This window comes from Leifsonia sp. NPDC058292 (assembly GCF_042880955.1).
Classification (GTDB): Bacteria; Actinomycetota; Actinomycetes; order Actinomycetales; family Microbacteriaceae; genus Leifsonia.
This window is the reverse complement of the sequence record NZ_JBHVYL010000032.1, coordinates 23,449-38,347: the sequence shown is the minus strand read 5'-3', so window position 1 is coordinate 38,347 and position 14,899 is coordinate 23,449. Positions and strand designations below refer to the sequence as shown.

Annotated in this window: 18 protein-coding genes; 8 read left to right on the top strand and 10 right to left on the bottom strand. The window is 59.2% G+C overall.

The features are described 5' to 3' along the window. Window positions 1-208: 208 nt before the first annotated feature. Window positions 209-718, bottom strand: a complete 510-nt coding sequence (locus ACFVWR_RS15465; protein ID WP_387213902.1) for a hypothetical protein — start codon at window positions 716-718, stop codon at window positions 209-211. 199 nt (window positions 719-917) lie between these two features. Between ACFVWR_RS15465 and ACFVWR_RS15460 the strand changes: the two genes are divergently transcribed. The 6 genes from ACFVWR_RS15460 (at window position 918) to ACFVWR_RS15435 (ending at window position 5,309) form a co-directional block, all read left to right on the top strand. Continuing rightward, window positions 918-1,244 (top strand): helix-turn-helix domain-containing protein, encoded by a 327-nt coding sequence (locus ACFVWR_RS15460; protein WP_387213899.1) that lies wholly within the window; start codon window positions 918-920, stop codon window positions 1,242-1,244. Between the two features lie 529 nt (window positions 1,245-1,773). Continuing rightward, window positions 1,774-1,965, top strand: coding sequence for a hypothetical protein (locus tag ACFVWR_RS15455; protein ID WP_387213896.1), 192 nt, complete (start codon window positions 1,774-1,776; stop codon window positions 1,963-1,965). A gap of 973 nt (window positions 1,966-2,938) precedes the next feature. Next, window positions 2,939-3,808: an Abi family protein gene (locus ACFVWR_RS15450; RefSeq protein WP_387213893.1), complete on the top strand. Its 870-nt coding sequence runs from the start codon at window positions 2,939-2,941 to the stop codon at window positions 3,806-3,808. 28 nt (window positions 3,809-3,836) lie between these two features. Then, the gene (locus ACFVWR_RS15445) at window positions 3,837-4,103 is read left to right on the top strand and encodes a hypothetical protein (RefSeq protein WP_387213890.1); all 267 of its coding nucleotides are present in this window, start codon (window positions 3,837-3,839) and stop codon (window positions 4,101-4,103) included. 20 nt (window positions 4,104-4,123) lie between these two features. Then, complete coding sequence (locus tag ACFVWR_RS15440) at window positions 4,124-4,333, top strand: hypothetical protein (RefSeq protein ID WP_387213887.1); 210 nt, start codon at window positions 4,124-4,126, stop codon at window positions 4,331-4,333. 304 nt (window positions 4,334-4,637) lie between these two features. Further along, the gene (locus ACFVWR_RS15435; RefSeq protein ID WP_387213884.1) at window positions 4,638-5,309 is read left to right on the top strand and encodes a DUF6338 family protein; all 672 of its coding nucleotides are present in this window, start codon (window positions 4,638-4,640) and stop codon (window positions 5,307-5,309) included. A 320-nt stretch (window positions 5,310-5,629) separates the two neighbouring features. Here ACFVWR_RS15435 and ACFVWR_RS15430 read toward each other — a convergent pair whose 3' ends face one another. From ACFVWR_RS15430 to ACFVWR_RS15420, 3 genes are all read right to left on the bottom strand, one after another. Beyond that, window positions 5,630-8,320 (bottom strand): phage tail tape measure protein, encoded by a 2,691-nt coding sequence (locus ACFVWR_RS15430; protein ID WP_387213881.1) that lies wholly within the window; start codon window positions 8,318-8,320, stop codon window positions 5,630-5,632. Window positions 8,321-9,041: 721 nt separating this feature from the next. Then, window positions 9,042-9,437 (bottom strand): P27 family phage terminase small subunit, encoded by a 396-nt coding sequence (locus ACFVWR_RS15425; RefSeq protein ID WP_387213878.1) that lies wholly within the window; start codon window positions 9,435-9,437, stop codon window positions 9,042-9,044. Between the two features lie 204 nt (window positions 9,438-9,641). Beyond that, entirely contained in the window at window positions 9,642-10,241 is a 600-nt protein-coding gene (locus tag ACFVWR_RS15420) for a hypothetical protein (protein WP_387213875.1), read from the bottom strand. Between the two features lie 131 nt (window positions 10,242-10,372). Here ACFVWR_RS15420 and ACFVWR_RS15415 point away from each other — a divergent pair, with 131 nt between their 5' ends. Both ACFVWR_RS15415 and ACFVWR_RS15410 read left to right on the top strand, forming a co-directional pair. Beyond that, on the top strand, window positions 10,373-10,870 hold the full coding sequence (locus ACFVWR_RS15415) for a hypothetical protein (protein WP_387213872.1): 498 nt from the start codon (window positions 10,373-10,375) through the stop codon (window positions 10,868-10,870). A gap of 129 nt (window positions 10,871-10,999) precedes the next feature. Further along, on the top strand, window positions 11,000-11,245 hold the full coding sequence (locus tag ACFVWR_RS15410) for a hypothetical protein (RefSeq protein WP_387213869.1): 246 nt from the start codon (window positions 11,000-11,002) through the stop codon (window positions 11,243-11,245). Between the two features lie 222 nt (window positions 11,246-11,467). On the opposite strand, the gene ACFVWR_RS15405 is transcribed toward ACFVWR_RS15410, so the two are convergent. The 6 genes from ACFVWR_RS15405 to ACFVWR_RS15380 all read right to left on the bottom strand — a co-directional run bounded on the left by ACFVWR_RS15405 (window position 11,468) and on the right by ACFVWR_RS15380 (window position 14,815). Beyond that, window positions 11,468-12,091 carry a hypothetical protein gene (locus ACFVWR_RS15405; protein WP_387213866.1) on the bottom strand — a complete coding sequence of 208 codons (624 nt, stop codon included), beginning with the start codon at window positions 12,089-12,091 and terminating at the stop codon, window positions 11,468-11,470. Next, the gene (locus tag ACFVWR_RS15400) at window positions 12,088-12,456 is read right to left on the bottom strand and encodes a hypothetical protein (protein ID WP_387213863.1); all 369 of its coding nucleotides are present in this window, start codon (window positions 12,454-12,456) and stop codon (window positions 12,088-12,090) included. The genes ACFVWR_RS15405 and ACFVWR_RS15400 overlap by 4 nt, the downstream gene beginning before the upstream one ends. 136 nt (window positions 12,457-12,592) lie before the next feature. After that, a complete protein-coding gene (locus tag ACFVWR_RS15395; RefSeq protein WP_387213860.1) occupies window positions 12,593-13,669 on the bottom strand; it encodes an AAA family ATPase in 1,077 nt (358 codons plus the stop codon). After that, window positions 13,666-13,908 carry a hypothetical protein gene (locus tag ACFVWR_RS15390; protein WP_387213857.1) on the bottom strand — a complete coding sequence of 81 codons (243 nt, stop codon included), beginning with the start codon at window positions 13,906-13,908 and terminating at the stop codon, window positions 13,666-13,668. The genes ACFVWR_RS15395 and ACFVWR_RS15390 overlap by 4 nt, the downstream gene beginning before the upstream one ends. Beyond that, window positions 13,901-14,155 (bottom strand): hypothetical protein, encoded by a 255-nt coding sequence (locus ACFVWR_RS15385; RefSeq protein ID WP_387213854.1) that lies wholly within the window; start codon window positions 14,153-14,155, stop codon window positions 13,901-13,903. The genes ACFVWR_RS15390 and ACFVWR_RS15385 overlap by 8 nt, the downstream gene beginning before the upstream one ends. A 459-nt stretch (window positions 14,156-14,614) precedes the next feature. Beyond that, window positions 14,615-14,815 (bottom strand): helix-turn-helix transcriptional regulator, encoded by a 201-nt coding sequence (locus ACFVWR_RS15380; RefSeq protein ID WP_387213851.1) that lies wholly within the window; start codon window positions 14,813-14,815, stop codon window positions 14,615-14,617. Window positions 14,816-14,899 lie beyond the last annotated feature (84 nt).

Sequence of the window (14,899 nt, the reverse complement as noted above, 5' to 3'; positions counted from 1 at the left end):
CCTGTCGGGATGCGGCCTCTTCGTCACTGAGCGGACGTTACACGCCGAAGTACAGCTCGTACTTACAGATGGTGGTTGGCGATCATTGTGAGTACTCGACTTCCCGGAATTCCGCGGATTTTGTGGTTGGTACTGATTGGCTGACTTCGTACTGAATCGGGACTGCGGCGGACTCGTCGCGGACTTGAAGCAGTTACGCCCAGAATGGTCAGCAGCCGGCGCTGGTGTCAGCTGAGAGCCCCAGGGTGAGCCTGATTCGTTGGGCAGCTGCGCGCACATTGGGTTCGTCTGGGAAAAGGATCGTGTTCGCGACATCAAGAGACGCAGCGTGAGCAACCGAGTCCAACAGCGAAACAGTCTGGAAGTCGGAATCGACCAACGTCTTGATATCCGCTGCGACGTTCGCCGGCCAGACCTTCATCGGATCAGTGAACTGTTTAATTTGCGACTGGTACGCATCGCGTGCAGCAGCACCAGTGCTCTGAATCGTGGCGAGATCCTGCGCAACGTACGCCGCGTTGTTGGCTGACGCCGCGACATTAGCCGGGCACACAGTTGCTAGGTAGTACGGTCCAGCTTCGTCGACCGTCATCAAGACCGGCGTCGGTGTCGGCGTGGCTGTCGCGGTTGGAGTCGCTTTGTCTGCGACAGGAACCGTCGCGGAGCAGCCCGATAAAGCCATGACTAGGACGGTCACAACTATGGCGAACTTCTTCATCGGATTCCTCTGGCTCCCGCAAAGACTAGTGGTGATGAAGACTCAGCTGTCAGCCCCCGTTAGGGGCGTCGTCCGACCAACGGTTAGCGGTTCTGCGGGCTGTGACCGGGATGATGAGTTACGTCGTCTCTCGTTGCCGTAAGGCGTAGGCACGCCTACATCGCTTGCTTCTGCGCCTGTTTACGTGCGAAAACAAAGCATGGATATCAACGAAGTCGAGCTTCGCCGCATCATCCGCGAAGAACTAGAGCGCGCGCTGGGTGACCGCTCCGTGGGTTCCCCTGAGCCCACGGTTGGGGCAGCCGAGATCGCCAAGTATCTGGGCGTGAGCGTGTACACGGCTCGAATCAAAGCGCAGACCGGCGTGATACCCGCGTTCAAGGTCGGCAAGCAATGGCGCTACTTCCTCAGCGAAGTGAAGGCACATCTGAGTGCTCAATCCGCTGATCCGTGGGCAGCATCTCCGCGTTCGGCCGCAGCGCGCAAGTCGTGGCAAACGCGCCGGTACAACCAGCAAAACCGCTGAACCCGGGAACGAGATCAGGAGTTGGGTCCCGTTCGGGGGTCAGACAGTGACTTCGGCAGTAGCATCGGGCTCATCAGAACCGGGGGAATGAATGCGTGTCAGAGAAGCAGCGCTTACTGTTGGCATTTTGCTCGTCCTTACGGGCTGCTCAGCGTCGCCAACTGTTGCGACCAGGTCGAGCCCGCCAGCGGACGGTGGACGTTATGGGACGGTTGTCGAACTAAAGAATGCGTTCGTGAAGGCAGGCGGTGACTGCCCGAGCTGGGAGCAGACGGACGCCATCATTTCCGCAGCTCCGTCTGGCCAGTGCAGCGACGAAGTGACACTGTCCATTTACTCGTCCACGCAAAGCCGAGATGTCGTGGTGGCGACGGTGAAGTCGATCGGATCAGAAATCGGCGGGTCTGAGCAGTTAGTAGGCACGAACTGGGTAATCAATGGGCCTGCATCCTCCGAGGTGCGGCCTCGGATGGGTGGCACAGTCGTCACTTCCGAATAGAGCCAATCAAGAAGCAAAGGGGTAAATGGCATGGAAAAGGGAGCGAAAGTTCGGGTCGCAGGGAGTGAGGGAGTCATCATCGCTCCTAACTCTGGTTCGACATTCGAGTACTTCATCATTCGCGGCGCCCCTAACAACGCCGTCTACACGGTGCTGTTCGAGGACACTGGGGAGGTGCGCCAATATCTCGAGTCCGCGCTCGAAGAGATCGAAGCGATCTGAGACGCGCGCGACTGAAGGCGCCGGGACATCCACGTGCTGTCGCGCTCGCCATGGTCGCGAAAATACCGCGTCCCACGTGCATTCCGCTCGATTCGCCCTAGACTCGCCGAGATGCCAACGCCGGAGAACGCCCACGCTTTCTGGGTCGCTGTGGCGCAACTCACGCCGGTACTCGCAATAGCGTTTTGCGCAGAGATGACTATCGCGACTCGGAAATACAGCTACATCCCGTGGGTGAGCACTCTCCTGTACGTCTACACAGCCTTATCGCTTTGCCTCGCGTTCACAAAGTCATTGATCGAGACGCTATGGCCGGCAAAGGACGGCAGTGCTACTGACGCAGTCGTGACACTAGGAATCCTCGTTGGAGTAATGGTTGCGCTCGTACTCATCCCAAGTTTGTTGAATTTCGCAAAGGCTAGACTCCCGAAACACTCTCCGTCTGCGACCGAGTGACAGCTTCCGCATGCCACCCCGCTGATTTTGCTTCCCGCTCAAGGGCGCACGAGGCTCGCTAGCTCGCATGGAAGGCGCGGGCAAACGGATCCCTACTCGAAAGTGCCGTCGTCATCTCTGGGAGAATTGAGTGAACGAAGGGTAGGTCAGATGCCGAGGGTGGTTGTTCGGGACGGTGTCTACTTCGTGGAGGCGACATTGCGAGAGGCGCGAATTGCGGATGAGTCTGGGGTGATGCTCGCGGTGCCTTCCCTGGGTCCTTACGGTGACCGTGGGCTCGCGGTTGAGGCGTGCTCTGATTGGGAGAGGGTGATCGCTAGTTTCGACAGCGTTGGGCGTCTTACGGATCCATCCGGGATTGAGTACGACAATGAACGAACGGTCGGATAACCAGAATTGCAGTTTTGTTGGCGATAGTGACTGGTCACTGGTAAGCTAGTGGTAACAGATCCTCCCAGGGCTAGAGCTTCGGCTTCCTCAATACCGGGGGGACTTTTTTGTCGCCTAGGCTCTGACTATGCCAAAGCCGCCATTGACCCTCCCCGAGCAGCTCGCGCTTGTGAGGCACAGGGGACTTCAGGCCGGCGAAAGCGACATGCTGGTTCTATACAGCCATAACTACTACAGACTTTCGGGTTACTGGCGATATTTCCAACGTGCACCTCAGGACGGCGACGACTCGTACGAGTCAGGCACCGCGATGGTCGACGTAATGAACGTGTATCGATTTGACCTAGAGCTGAGGAACATTCTTCTTGAGGGGCTGAGTGAGGTTGAGATCGCTGTACGGTCCCGTCTCGCTTATCGGCTTGCAATATGTGAGGCAGGCGAGCAGTGCTACCTGATGACGGCAACGTATCGCAGCGAAGTGGACGGCGGCGGTACTGATCAGCGTGCGCGACTTCTGCAGTCGATCGCGGCTGAGCTTGACCGGTCGAAAGAGCGGTTTGTCACCCGTTATCGATCGATGGGGATTCCTATCCCCATCTGGACAGCGGTCGAGGCGCTGAGCTTCGGCACGGTATCAAAGATGTATCGCCTGCTCGCGGATGAACCCATACGCGAACAGATGGCGAAAGAATTCGAGCTGGGCACATCGACGCGCTTGGATACGACTCTCCGCTCGATGTCCGTATTGCGGAACGTGTGTGCTCACCACGGGCGCATTTGGAACCGTGTGCCCACCGTGCCGCCGTTCGTTCTGAAGTCTTTGCGCGTCGACTATGACAAGTCGATCTATCACCAGACACCCTGGGCTTGGTTCGCCGTCCTCGCGCATCTCGTGTCGACGGTTCGCAGAGACAGTAGCTTTGGCGACTCGCTGTTCTCATTCGTTGATGATTTTCCGCAATACAGCCAGGGCCTCAAGCACCCACACAATCGCTAGACATTCGAACGTATGTTCTAATGTTCGTGTGGACCGAAAGCCGATTCGCTATGACCGCGACACCTGGCTGGTGATGCGGAACGACAAGGTGCTGCCCAAAGCGGTGATCCAACGGTTCACGGATCGTAAAGGTGTCGACAAGTACCTGCTGGTGCAGTGGGATCTAGACCCTGCGAAGCGCCGGCTGATGGCGGTGTGTGACTCTCTCGAGCGTGCAGACAACCTGGTCTTGTATGACAATGACAACCCCGCCGGTTACTGGAAGGGTCCACCTAACCCGCACCCGGCGAAGTAGAGAGTGTTTACACTCGCTGCATGCAGGAGTACGAGGCGACCGTGACCCGCGTTGGCCATGACGGAGCGATCGTCGTGCGTTCCCCTGCCGAAGACCCCGATGACCTGGTTGCTCGTATCGAAGCAGTCATCGGACCCGTAGTCCACGTCAAGTTCGTATCAACATACGCGGGCGCGACCAACGATGTCGCGACACGAGTACCGCTTCTGACTTCGCCTGCCGAGCACTGATTTTCGTTGGCGAGTTGTACGAGCATAGGGGCATGCGCAAGATTTCCTACGCAGGCACATGGTTCTTGACTGGGATGCGAATCGCCAAGGGGTTGCTATAGTCCGCGAGTGCAACGGCCCGCTGCAGCACAACCCGCCACGGCTGTCCCCGCGCTGTCACACTCGTCACGACCGAAAGGCGAGTTGGGCACAACATAAGGGAGGTTTGGGCTACCGGAGACAGATGAAGTCGAAAGCCGGCCCATCTTGTGCCATGTTTGTTCCGTCGGGCGGCGAGCCCTGCCGGACGAGCTAGGAGGATTCGGTGCCGATACCACAGACCGCGTTCGCACTCGTGGTGCTCATCACCCTCGTAGTGCCCGGGCTCGTTTACGCGCTGGTTCGCACCTCAATTCGTGGATTCCGCGCAGATGACCAGAAGTTAGATTCGCGAATAGCTCAGGCACTAGTCGTCTCGGTGATTTTAGACTCCGTCTATCTCATCATTCTAGGTAGGTGGTTTGCTGATCTGGTCAAGGTCGGTACAGACGGATCCCTAACGATCCTCGATCCAATTCGATTGGGCTGCAGCCTGTTGCTGCTTGGCATAATTGTGCCGGCCATCGTGGCCTTGGTTTTCAACCTTCGCCGACGCTCCTTTAAGGACAGCTCCGGAAACACTCAGCATTCGTGGAAATGGCTGTACCGGTCAACCCCTACCGCGTGGGACGCGGCCTTCACGCGCAACGACGGACACATGGTCCGGGTCCGACTTCCGGGCGGGCGATTCGTCGGAGGCTATTTCGGGGAAGGGTCCTATATCAGCACGTATCCTGAGCCACGCGATCTCTACCTAAGTCATCAGTTCGTGGTCGACGACACTGGAGCGTTTGGCGATATGCTGCCGACAAGTCGCGGCGTATGGATTCGAATTCCGGATGGCGCGATTGTCGAATTCCTCGAGCCTCAATGGCCCAAACCCGAAGGAAATACATAATGAGCAATGACAAACAGAGTGACGGGGTGGAGAAGGGTCGGACATCCCACTTGGAAGAAGGCTTGACCGGCGGAGCAGGAAGCGGCGGGGGTTCGTCTGTGCCGACGGTGGACAAGACGGCAAGCCCGTCGCATCAGCCGAGTGCCGATGAGGAAAAGTAGGCCCTCGATCTCTTAACGTATGTTCTAACGATCGAGTGGACAGAAAGCCAGTTCGATACGCCGTCGCAAGGGCGGGCGTGCTAACCCTTATCGGGGCGGGTGTGGCTCACACGATCAACTGGCAGATGGTCAATCGCTAGAGCCACGCCGCGCGCCTCGCTATGCCCCTCTATATCCGCGTGCAGCGGTCCTAGATTCGGACTGCTGTGCGGTCACGATCTGATCGTGAATCATCAGCTGGATTGGGTGACCGTCGAGCGTTGCCGTAATCGTTGCTCCTGCGAGAGAGAGGCTGACGGCGCCACTACCAGGACCGAACCCAGCCGACTCCGACCACGCCCGGGAAGGTGCCGGTGAGTAGACCGGAACTGCGTACGGGCTTTGACCCGAGTTGATCGCGTTCAACAGGGCAAGGTTCTGCGACGTAGCACGCGCGTTCACCACAAACTCACCCGACGCTGCGTTGATCCGCATGTTGTCTTTGCTCGACGGAGCACCCGGCAACAGTCCACCACCAGCACGGTGGATGCCGCCGTCACCCAAACCGAAGTCGGTTGCAGGGTTCGTGGCGTTCGTGTTGATCGTGGTCACACGAATCTGAATGTTCCGCTCGATCGCATCCTGCGCAGCCTTCAACTGCTGAGCAGCAAGGATCGCAGCATCAGCACCAGACGTGTGATATGCAGTACTCACATCGGCGGGGATCAGACCGTACTGATCGGCGAGCTTGTTCGCCTGGTCTGTCGTAGCACCCGCCGCGACAGCAGCGTCAATGAAGGCCTGCCGTGCGGCCCCCATGTTCGCTGTCAACGTTTCTGTTGACGTACCGGCAGCCTGCTGTGCAGCAAGCAGACTCACGGCCGACGAAGCGATGTCATTCAGCGCAGACATGTTCTTACGACCTGCTTCGGTTGTCTCGTCTAGACCCTGACCGACCTCAGCCGTAGCCGCAGCAGCATCGGCCAACGACTGGTTGTATTTGATGTTCGCGGAGGACGCGTCCAAGTTCACCTGACCAAGACCAGCAAGCGCCTTGTTGAACGCGTCAGTAGCTGCGGACGCTTTGTCCGTTTCGGCCGCGAGTGCCTCAATCGAACCGGCCGCCGCGTCCGTCGTTTCCGATGCGTCGCCGACCGCCTTCTGGTTGTTCTGCCAATCTCGCTGCGAAGCTTTCAGGGTGCCGGAGGTCGTACCAATCTTCCCCAGCAAGTCCTGCCACAGGATGCCGTTCTGCGTCAGCTCAGCGCTGGAACCCTTAGTTGTGACTTGCCACAACTGAAATTGCGAGTTGACCTTCTGGATCGCGCTGGTGTTGCCCAGCGACGCATCCGTGATCGTTTTCAGACTCACGCCAAGCTTGTTCGCGATAGCAATCGCACCATTGTCGTGCAACTGCTTCGCCGCCACAGCTCGAGTGTTCTTCGTTATAGCGCCCGTGTTCTCATCCAACGAGTTGGTGAACTCGTCCGTGCGCGCCTTCGCTTCAGCCTGTGCCCCAGCCACTGCAGCAACAATCGCCACGAGACCTCCAATGGCAAGCGCAACTGCACCACCTGCGATGCCCACCGTCTTCATGGAGGTGTTGAGGTCAGAGAGGGCGATCTTGAACGCTGCGAGCTTGGGTACCAACGCCAACGCGCCGCCGCCTAGGAGCGCCACCGCCGCCACGACTGCGCCCACTGCGAGCACGGTGCCCTGAGCAGCCGGCGGGAGGTCGTTGAATGCGGCAACTAAATTGGTGATTGTCTGCACAACCCCACGCAGTTCACCGTTCGCGGCCGAACCCGACTTGATTAGGCCGGAATCGAACGCCGCACCGAGCTTCTTCACGTCACCGGCAAGGTTGTCCATCTTCCCGCGAGCCTGCTCAGATGCGAAGCCCTGATCATTTACGGCGTCAGTCATCTTCTGGACACCCTGTGCGCCAGCCTTCATGAGAATGGTGGCGGTGGTGATTTGCTGGTTGCCGAAGATCTGACCGAGGGCGTAGGAGCGCTCTTGGTCGGTTAGTCCGCCCAACCTGTCGTGCAACTGGCCGGCTGCACCAGCAGCGCCGATGAACTTTCCGGCACTGTCAAACAGGTTGATCTTGTACTTCGTCAGAATGTCATTCGCAGCAGCAGACGGCGACGTAAGCGACGACAACACACCACGCAAACCAGTACCCGCCTGATCCGCGAGGATACCGTTCTGCGCGAACAGCGCCAACACGCCAACGGTTTCGTCCAACGAAATACCAAACGACGCCGCAACCGGACCCGCATACTTCAACGCCTGCCCAAGATCCGACACACCACCAAGGGCCTTGTCCGCACCAGCAGCAAGCAAGTCCGCAATGTGCGGAACATCCTTACCCGACAGGCCGAACTGCACCATCGCAGACGACGCGATTTCTGTTGCCTGCGCAACATCAATCTGACCCGCCGCTGCAAGATCAAGCGCACCCTTCAGCGCACCACCCATGATGTCCTTGACCGCGACACCAGCCTTGACCAACTCCGTCTCTGCGGCGGCAACTTCAGTCGCAGAAAACCCGATCGCCTGCCCCATGTTCAGGGCCGCATCAGTGAGCTGTTCCATTTCGCCGGCGGTCGCGTGTGAAAGGGTTTTGACCTGCGACATTTGGGCGTCGAAGTCAGCGAATTTCTTGATCGCCAGTCCCACACCTGTGGCAGCTACAGCGCCGATTGCAAGCAGCGACTTGCCTACCTGCCCGAATGCTTCCTTCTTCTGCGCAAGCTTCTCCGCCTCCGAACCGGTGTTACGGGTTGCCGCGGCAGCCTTCTCCATGCCGGCGATGTACCCCGACACCTGTGCGGTCAGGGTGACCTTCGTAGTTCTGTCTGTCATGACGCTTCATCTGCTTCTCTCTCCCGTTTGTCCGTTAAATGACGAACGGCCGGATCTCCCGATTCAGCCGTTCCAAAACCTCGCTAGTCCGCCTACCCGAACTTCACCACCAATGCCCTCAGCCGCTCGCGCCGGAACCCAGCACCATTGGCGGACATACCCAGGTCGCTAAGGTCAGCGCTGTGCGCCTCGCACCAAGTCGTCGCCGCCACCAGCCGGCGCGTCTCTGGCCCCCATTCCAGATCCTTAGGCCAGCCGCCATGCAGCATCCCGAGCCGCTGAGCGGCAAACCATCGCATGGTCGCGTCGACCGTCTCCCAAGCCGGATCAGCCGCAGACAGAAATTCAGGCGGGACCTCACCGTCATACGCTCCAACGGGCTCAACCCGCACACGCCGTCTAGGCATTGATCCTCCTAAACCGCTCCTGGATCGCTCGTCCGTTCGTGGCTGGGATACCCGCCGCGCGCAACAGTTCCCAATCAGGAAACGAAGTCAAGTTCTCGCCGTAGTAGCGCACGAGCCCCTTAGCCCTCGCCCACGCCTCTACTGCTTGACGATGCCGAGAATAGGGGCCGTCAGTCGACGGCTCATGCACGCGCACCCCAACAGACACGTACCACGCTTCAGTTGAGCGCACAGAGCCCCACACGCGGTGTTCCGGGTCGACCAGCTCGGCCGGCGCGGACCCTGCACCCTGCAAACCTGTGCCCCGTCGTCGTCTAGGCACGTTTCCTGCTTCCCTTGCTCCACCGAGCATCAGCAGCAGCCCTCGCACGCGACGATGTTGCACGCTCCATTGCCACTCCGCCCTCCGCCTCCGGGAGATTCAGCATCTGCAACATGCGGGCAAAACTCGTCTGTTGCTGCCGCCGCTCAGCCACCGCCGGATGCAACACCAACTGCCCCGTAGAACCGGTAATCATGGTCCCATCCGCATCAATCCGCCCAGAAAGTGCGTCGATCGTGTCTAAGGTGCGACACAACTCGTGCACCATGTCCCGCTCTTCCAGGTCAAACTCAAACCCAGAGAACAACGTGCGCCACAGTGCACGCCCCCGTTTCTCCAACGATCGCGGCGTGGCCGGGACCGGATGTTTACCCAAATTGTCAACCATCGTTGACCTCCAATATTCGAACATGCGTACAAAAATGAGACCGAAGGACGCATAAACGTCCTTTCGGGCTCCCCGGCGGTCCCGGCGTGGTGCGGGGTTAGGGGTATCCCCCCCCCCCCCCTTGAGCGTGGGCGGTTGCCCGGATTTTCGAATCTTGTTCGATGGGTTAGAGCGCGTGTTCGGGACAGTACGCACTTGTGATCCTCACGATGCTTTCAACATGATCTTGGGGGCGCCCGAGCTGGCGGTCGGCGTTGCGCCGGACCATGCGGGGAGGACCGTAGTGACCCCGCCCATGAAGTAGCAGTTGGGTTCGAGGGTTGGTGTCGTGGCGAATGCCGTATCGGCTACTGGCGCTAATGACCCGACAAGGGTTCGGAGCTCTGGGTTGCCGCCCTGAGCGACAGATGCAAGCCAGTACAGGCCGGGCTGCAGGGTTTGGTTGATGGTTAGTGCCTTCACCCCTGTGGTGGTCGCGGCTACGGTGCCGGCGTCCACGATGAGGGCGCCGGGGCAGTCTCTGGTGGTGTCGTTGGCGTATATTCCGAGCCGGACGTTGGTCGAGGCAGCTGCTGTGGTCACCTCGATGCTGATTTCGTTGAACGCGGCAGCTATTGAGATATGGAACGGAATGGCACGCAATGTGGCGGTGCCGACTGTGCCAACGGAAAGTGCATGGTTGGCGGCGCCGTAGTAGCGGCCGGAGAGTGGCCGGCGGGTGCCGTACCTCTTGTCGAGCCATTGCGTCACGAGGGCTGGCATGGCTCCCGTGGTCTGGTCGACGCTAGCAATCCACACGGACATGGGGAGCTGCCTTTCTGGGTACGGGTCGGTACATGGTCTGTTTCCGTTCTTCGGATTGGTCTGGCTTACGGGACCTGGGTCGGTGTCGATAGAGACCGGGGGTGTGCTTTTGGTGCACGGATTGGGAAAACGTGGAACTCGGAGACTGGCCCGCATGGCTCGCTGTGTGCATCACGCTGGTGACGGTTATCGCATCTGCTACTGGCACGAGGCGGATGAAGGTGTACTGGGAGAAGCTCGACCGACTAGCTAATACCGTGGGCTCGTTGCCGCACGGCAGCGAGCGGGTCGCTCTCACTCGAGTGGTCAGAAACCTAAGCGCGGAGATCGTGATTGCGGAAGAGGTCCCTGGCTATACGGTGTGCGCGATCGGCGTAGTGGCGTTGGCCGTGGGGGCAGGCGCCGGATTTGGGGTAGGCATTGCTCAACTGTTCAACCCTTCGATCGCATGGCCTGTTGACGGCACCATTGCCCTGTGGGCTGCTTTCGTCTTGTATATGACCGCGTTCGGCTTGTGGCTGTGGCGAGCGATGATGCGATTGAGATGGCGTCGCGAGCGCTTCTTGCAGCTGACTGGGGAGTATCCCTCCAACTCTTTTTTCACGTGGCGAACGTTCTGGCGGGTTTGACTCGTACGTCAGGGACAGCACCACACCACTGGATTGGTGTTGAATTCGGTCATGCGTGTTTCTCCCTCTGCATGGTTTCGACAGGCGATAGCCTGCGGAAATCGGATCGATTACAAATAGGGAGCGGTCATGTCACGGTTGAAGGCAGCTGCAGACAGTTCGGTTCAGGCCGTAGCGGCCTTTCACAGCTTTCATTCCGGCAAGACTTGGCATCCCAATCAACCAGGGATTGAGCCTTGGCTTCGCGACAGTCTGGTGTCACTACAAGGCGCGCTTCAGACGATTGCTCAAACGCAGGTCAAGATTGCTGAGCAGGTAGACCGCAACACAGACCGTCTCGACCGCATCGAGCGGTATCTTCAATCGAAGGGGTGATGTTTGCGGAGAATGCTGCCGCAATCACCGTCAGTCGGCGCGCGAGGGCGCCCAGTTCGCGAACCGCGTCCTCGGCGGAAATGGGGCTGAACGGGTCATCCAAACAAGTCATCATCGTATTGGCTTCCTTGTAGTCATCGGGTGGTGCCGCGACCGGGAGATTGGCACGACACCACCCTGTCTGTCGGCGGACTAACAGGTGGCGTGGATCGCAGCTCGAAGTTAGTCCGCCAGTCGAACGAGTTCGGATTCGGGCCAATTCTGCACTTCAGCCGGCTTCGGTGGGGTCGCGAATGCTGCGTCTGAGGCGAAGTTGGAACTCGTCGAGTTCGAATTCCACAGCGCTTCGACGCTTGCCTCATCAGCAGGGTTGGTTTCTGTGTACGCGTTCACTACATCAGCCCAAGGCGCAGCCATCCCCGGAATTGGCACTGAGTGTGCGATCTCGATCGCTTTCGCTACCATTGCCTTTGCCAGGATCGTGTCACCGCTAAGAGCGGCTGACTTGATCTGGGCTATTGCTTCAGAAGGGTTGGTTACCGTGCTGGCCTGCTCTACGGCGCTCCGATACAAGGTCAGTTCCGCAGGGGTGGCGTTCGGCCGAAGACCATACACTTTGCGCTGCAGCTCTGACTGCTTCTGCGTGCGCTCTGCCACTAGTTCGGCCTGCGCTGCCGTCTGAGCTTTCGCCGTGCGTCCCCATAGGGCGGCGATCGCGCTCTGTTTTCCAGCGGCAGACAGTTCACCGTTGAGGCGAATCTGTTCGAGCTGGCGCTCGTAGACCGTGTAGGCGTCGATGGACTTCTGGTGCTGAGGTGTGTATTCCGGGGTGAGCGGCATTGTCATTCGCTTTCTTGTTCGGTGGTCGGCGTCTGTTCCCAAAGCTGGTTCTGGCTTTCGGGTCGTGCATGCCGGTAGATGATGATGAGGTTTCTGAGGTTGGCGAGCTGGTGGGTGAGGTCGCCAAGGGAAGTGCTGTGGAGTAGTTGAGACGCCAACTGGGCGACAGCAGTGTCAGCGACGGCACGGGCATACGCGGTGGATGTACTTTGCTGAAGCTCAACCCACCATTTGGTGCCCAGATATTCGCCGTCGTCGACCATGAGGCCAGCGCAGATCCGTTTCGCGTCCGCGCTGAATCCGTCCGGGTCGACTCCTGTGATGGAACCGTCTTCGTCTTCTCGAATCGCCCACGGTTGGACTGCATCCATCAAATGTTCCGCCCCTCAATGACAGCGAGCGTGGGGCAGGTGACGTCGTGAAGGATTCTCAATACGAAGACGCCGGGGGAGTGTTCTTCGAGTGTCTGATAGGCGTCGCAGTCTAGGCAGGCGCCTGGAACGCGTTTCACCGCTCGCCCCTTCGGTCAGGCTCTTCAGGCAGCCGCTGGTGAGGCGTGTCCGAACCGTCCGAATGTCCGAATAGGTCTTGCGCTTCGGACAAACGGACACTTCGGACAGGGGTGTAGCGCCCCCGTGCCGTTCGCAGCACGCGTCCACTCTCCGCAGCACGCCGAAGATACTTACCCACCTCGTCGTTGCTCATCCCAAGGAGCGGCGCGAGATCTCGTGGCGTTACACCTTCGGGATACTGGTCGATCTTCGCGATGACTTCAGCCATCCGATCTCCGACGCCCGCCGTCGAGCGGTTGAGTTGTGCCCGCGACGAAGCCTCTTCTAGATCTGCGCCGTCGAGAACCCATGTTCCGTTGCCCTCGATACGCAATGCGTACTCGCCTTCTGCCGCATCCCTGGAAGTCACGTGAAGAGTTGCGGACTTTTCGTGGCGCTCGCGTTTGAGAACAAGGATTGTGTCGGCGCTACCGGCAAGTCCTTGTGTGCCGCTCACGGCGTCAAGAAAGTCAGATGCATCCGCCTTGCGAGAGTGGTGCACAACTATCACCGACGCGCCGGGAACCGAGTCCGCAATCGCCTTCAGCGCGGAGCCGACGCGATAGTCACGTTCATACGCGCTCTCGCCACCAACGGCGGGAGGCATGACCTTGCCGAGAGTGTCGATGATCACGATGGGCGCTCGTCCCGCGTGGATACCGACGAACTCGGTCGCTGCAGCAACGATGTCGCCCTTGGGTACTGTGGTCAGAAACATCAGGTTGTGTGACGGGGCGGAAGCTCCAAGCGCACGAAGTCGGGACTGCAAGCGACGCGGACCGTCTTCGAGCGCAAGGTAGAGGGTCGGACGTTGATCGCCGGCAGGGATCGTGCCGAACACGTCGGAGCCGTCTGCGAGTCCCAGACCAAGGCCGAGCACCATCCAGCTCTTCCCGATTTTGGGGGCTGCCACAAGCATGGTCAGCCCTTCGGGTATTACGCCGTTGACGACGTAGCGAACCGGGTCGTAGTGCTGCTGCATTAGCCAGGAGGCGTCGAACACGTCGTCAAGCAACGTGGATTCGAGGTTCATGCGGTTCTCTCTTCAGTTCGTGGCGTCAGCCCGTATTTGTGGGCGAGGTAGTCGATGGAAAAGCCTTGACGCCACAGGTCGATTGCCAGTTCGCGTCGCTCGTCGTCGGTGAGGTCGTGGGTGAGCTTGCCTCTCATGCACTTGTGACACAGGATCGGGTCGTGGTCGGAGAAGCGCCTTAACGACAACGGCCGCCCCGAAGGACGGCCATTAGTCGATTCTGTGCTGCGGTCAGTCACCCGCGACCTCGAGCAGCGTGTGTCGCTCTCCGTCGAACTGCATTTCGCCGCGGTTGATGCCGACGAACTCGATGTGGAACGTGATGCCCTCGAACGTCCAGGTGTCACCAGATTCGTGACCTTCAGCGTTCATCACGCCGTCGAGTGCGTAGATGTAGCCACCCGCCCCCGTGGTATCCAGAGTCGTGTAGTAGGCGAGCAAACCACCGAGGGGCACCTTCACGTTGTCGACCTGGATCGGTCTCACGGCCAAGATTTGACGGGGACGGATTTGCGTGCTGACACGGAGGTTTCGAGACTTGTCACGCGTTATAATAGACACTGTTCTTCTCCTTGTTGTTTCAATCAGAAGTTTCGACGGGGGATGTTAGGGCCCAGGCGTTCCAGCGTCTGGGCTTTTTTCTTTGGGAGATTTGCGCGGTCGACGTTCCGCGCAGCCGTGTCGCCAGTCGGGTCGGCATACTGCAGACGAATGGTGACGTATTTCTCAAAGCCGGGTAGCAAATCTCGCGATGCGATCCATGTGTCTATCGCGTTCTGGATGGTCGGGAGGTCTCCCAGCCGCGCGGCTCTTCGCACTGTCTTCGAAACCGCTGACGGCGAGACGTCGATGCCGTTGTTTCTAACCTTGTTCTGGGCATAGCGGATTAGTCCTTCAACTGTGGCCGTCTCGTGTATCCCGGCCTGGTCAACCTGCCGCACGGCGCTAGCCGGCGAGCACCTCGGAGCGATGTGAACCATCGAACTGCGAATCGATGTAGCTCTCGATGTCCTCCTGCCGAAACATCCTTCGCCCACCGATCAGAGCGGACCGCGGAGCAGTCCCGACGTGGATCATCCACCGAAGCTGGGCATCTGACTTGCGGAGCTGCGCAGCAACCTCGGGGAGAGTCAGTAGAGCTGTCATTTAAACTCCTTTGTGTCAATGTGGCGCAACATCGACAAAATTGCGTCCTACAGACCAATATACATCGACGGGTAGCGTTGGCGC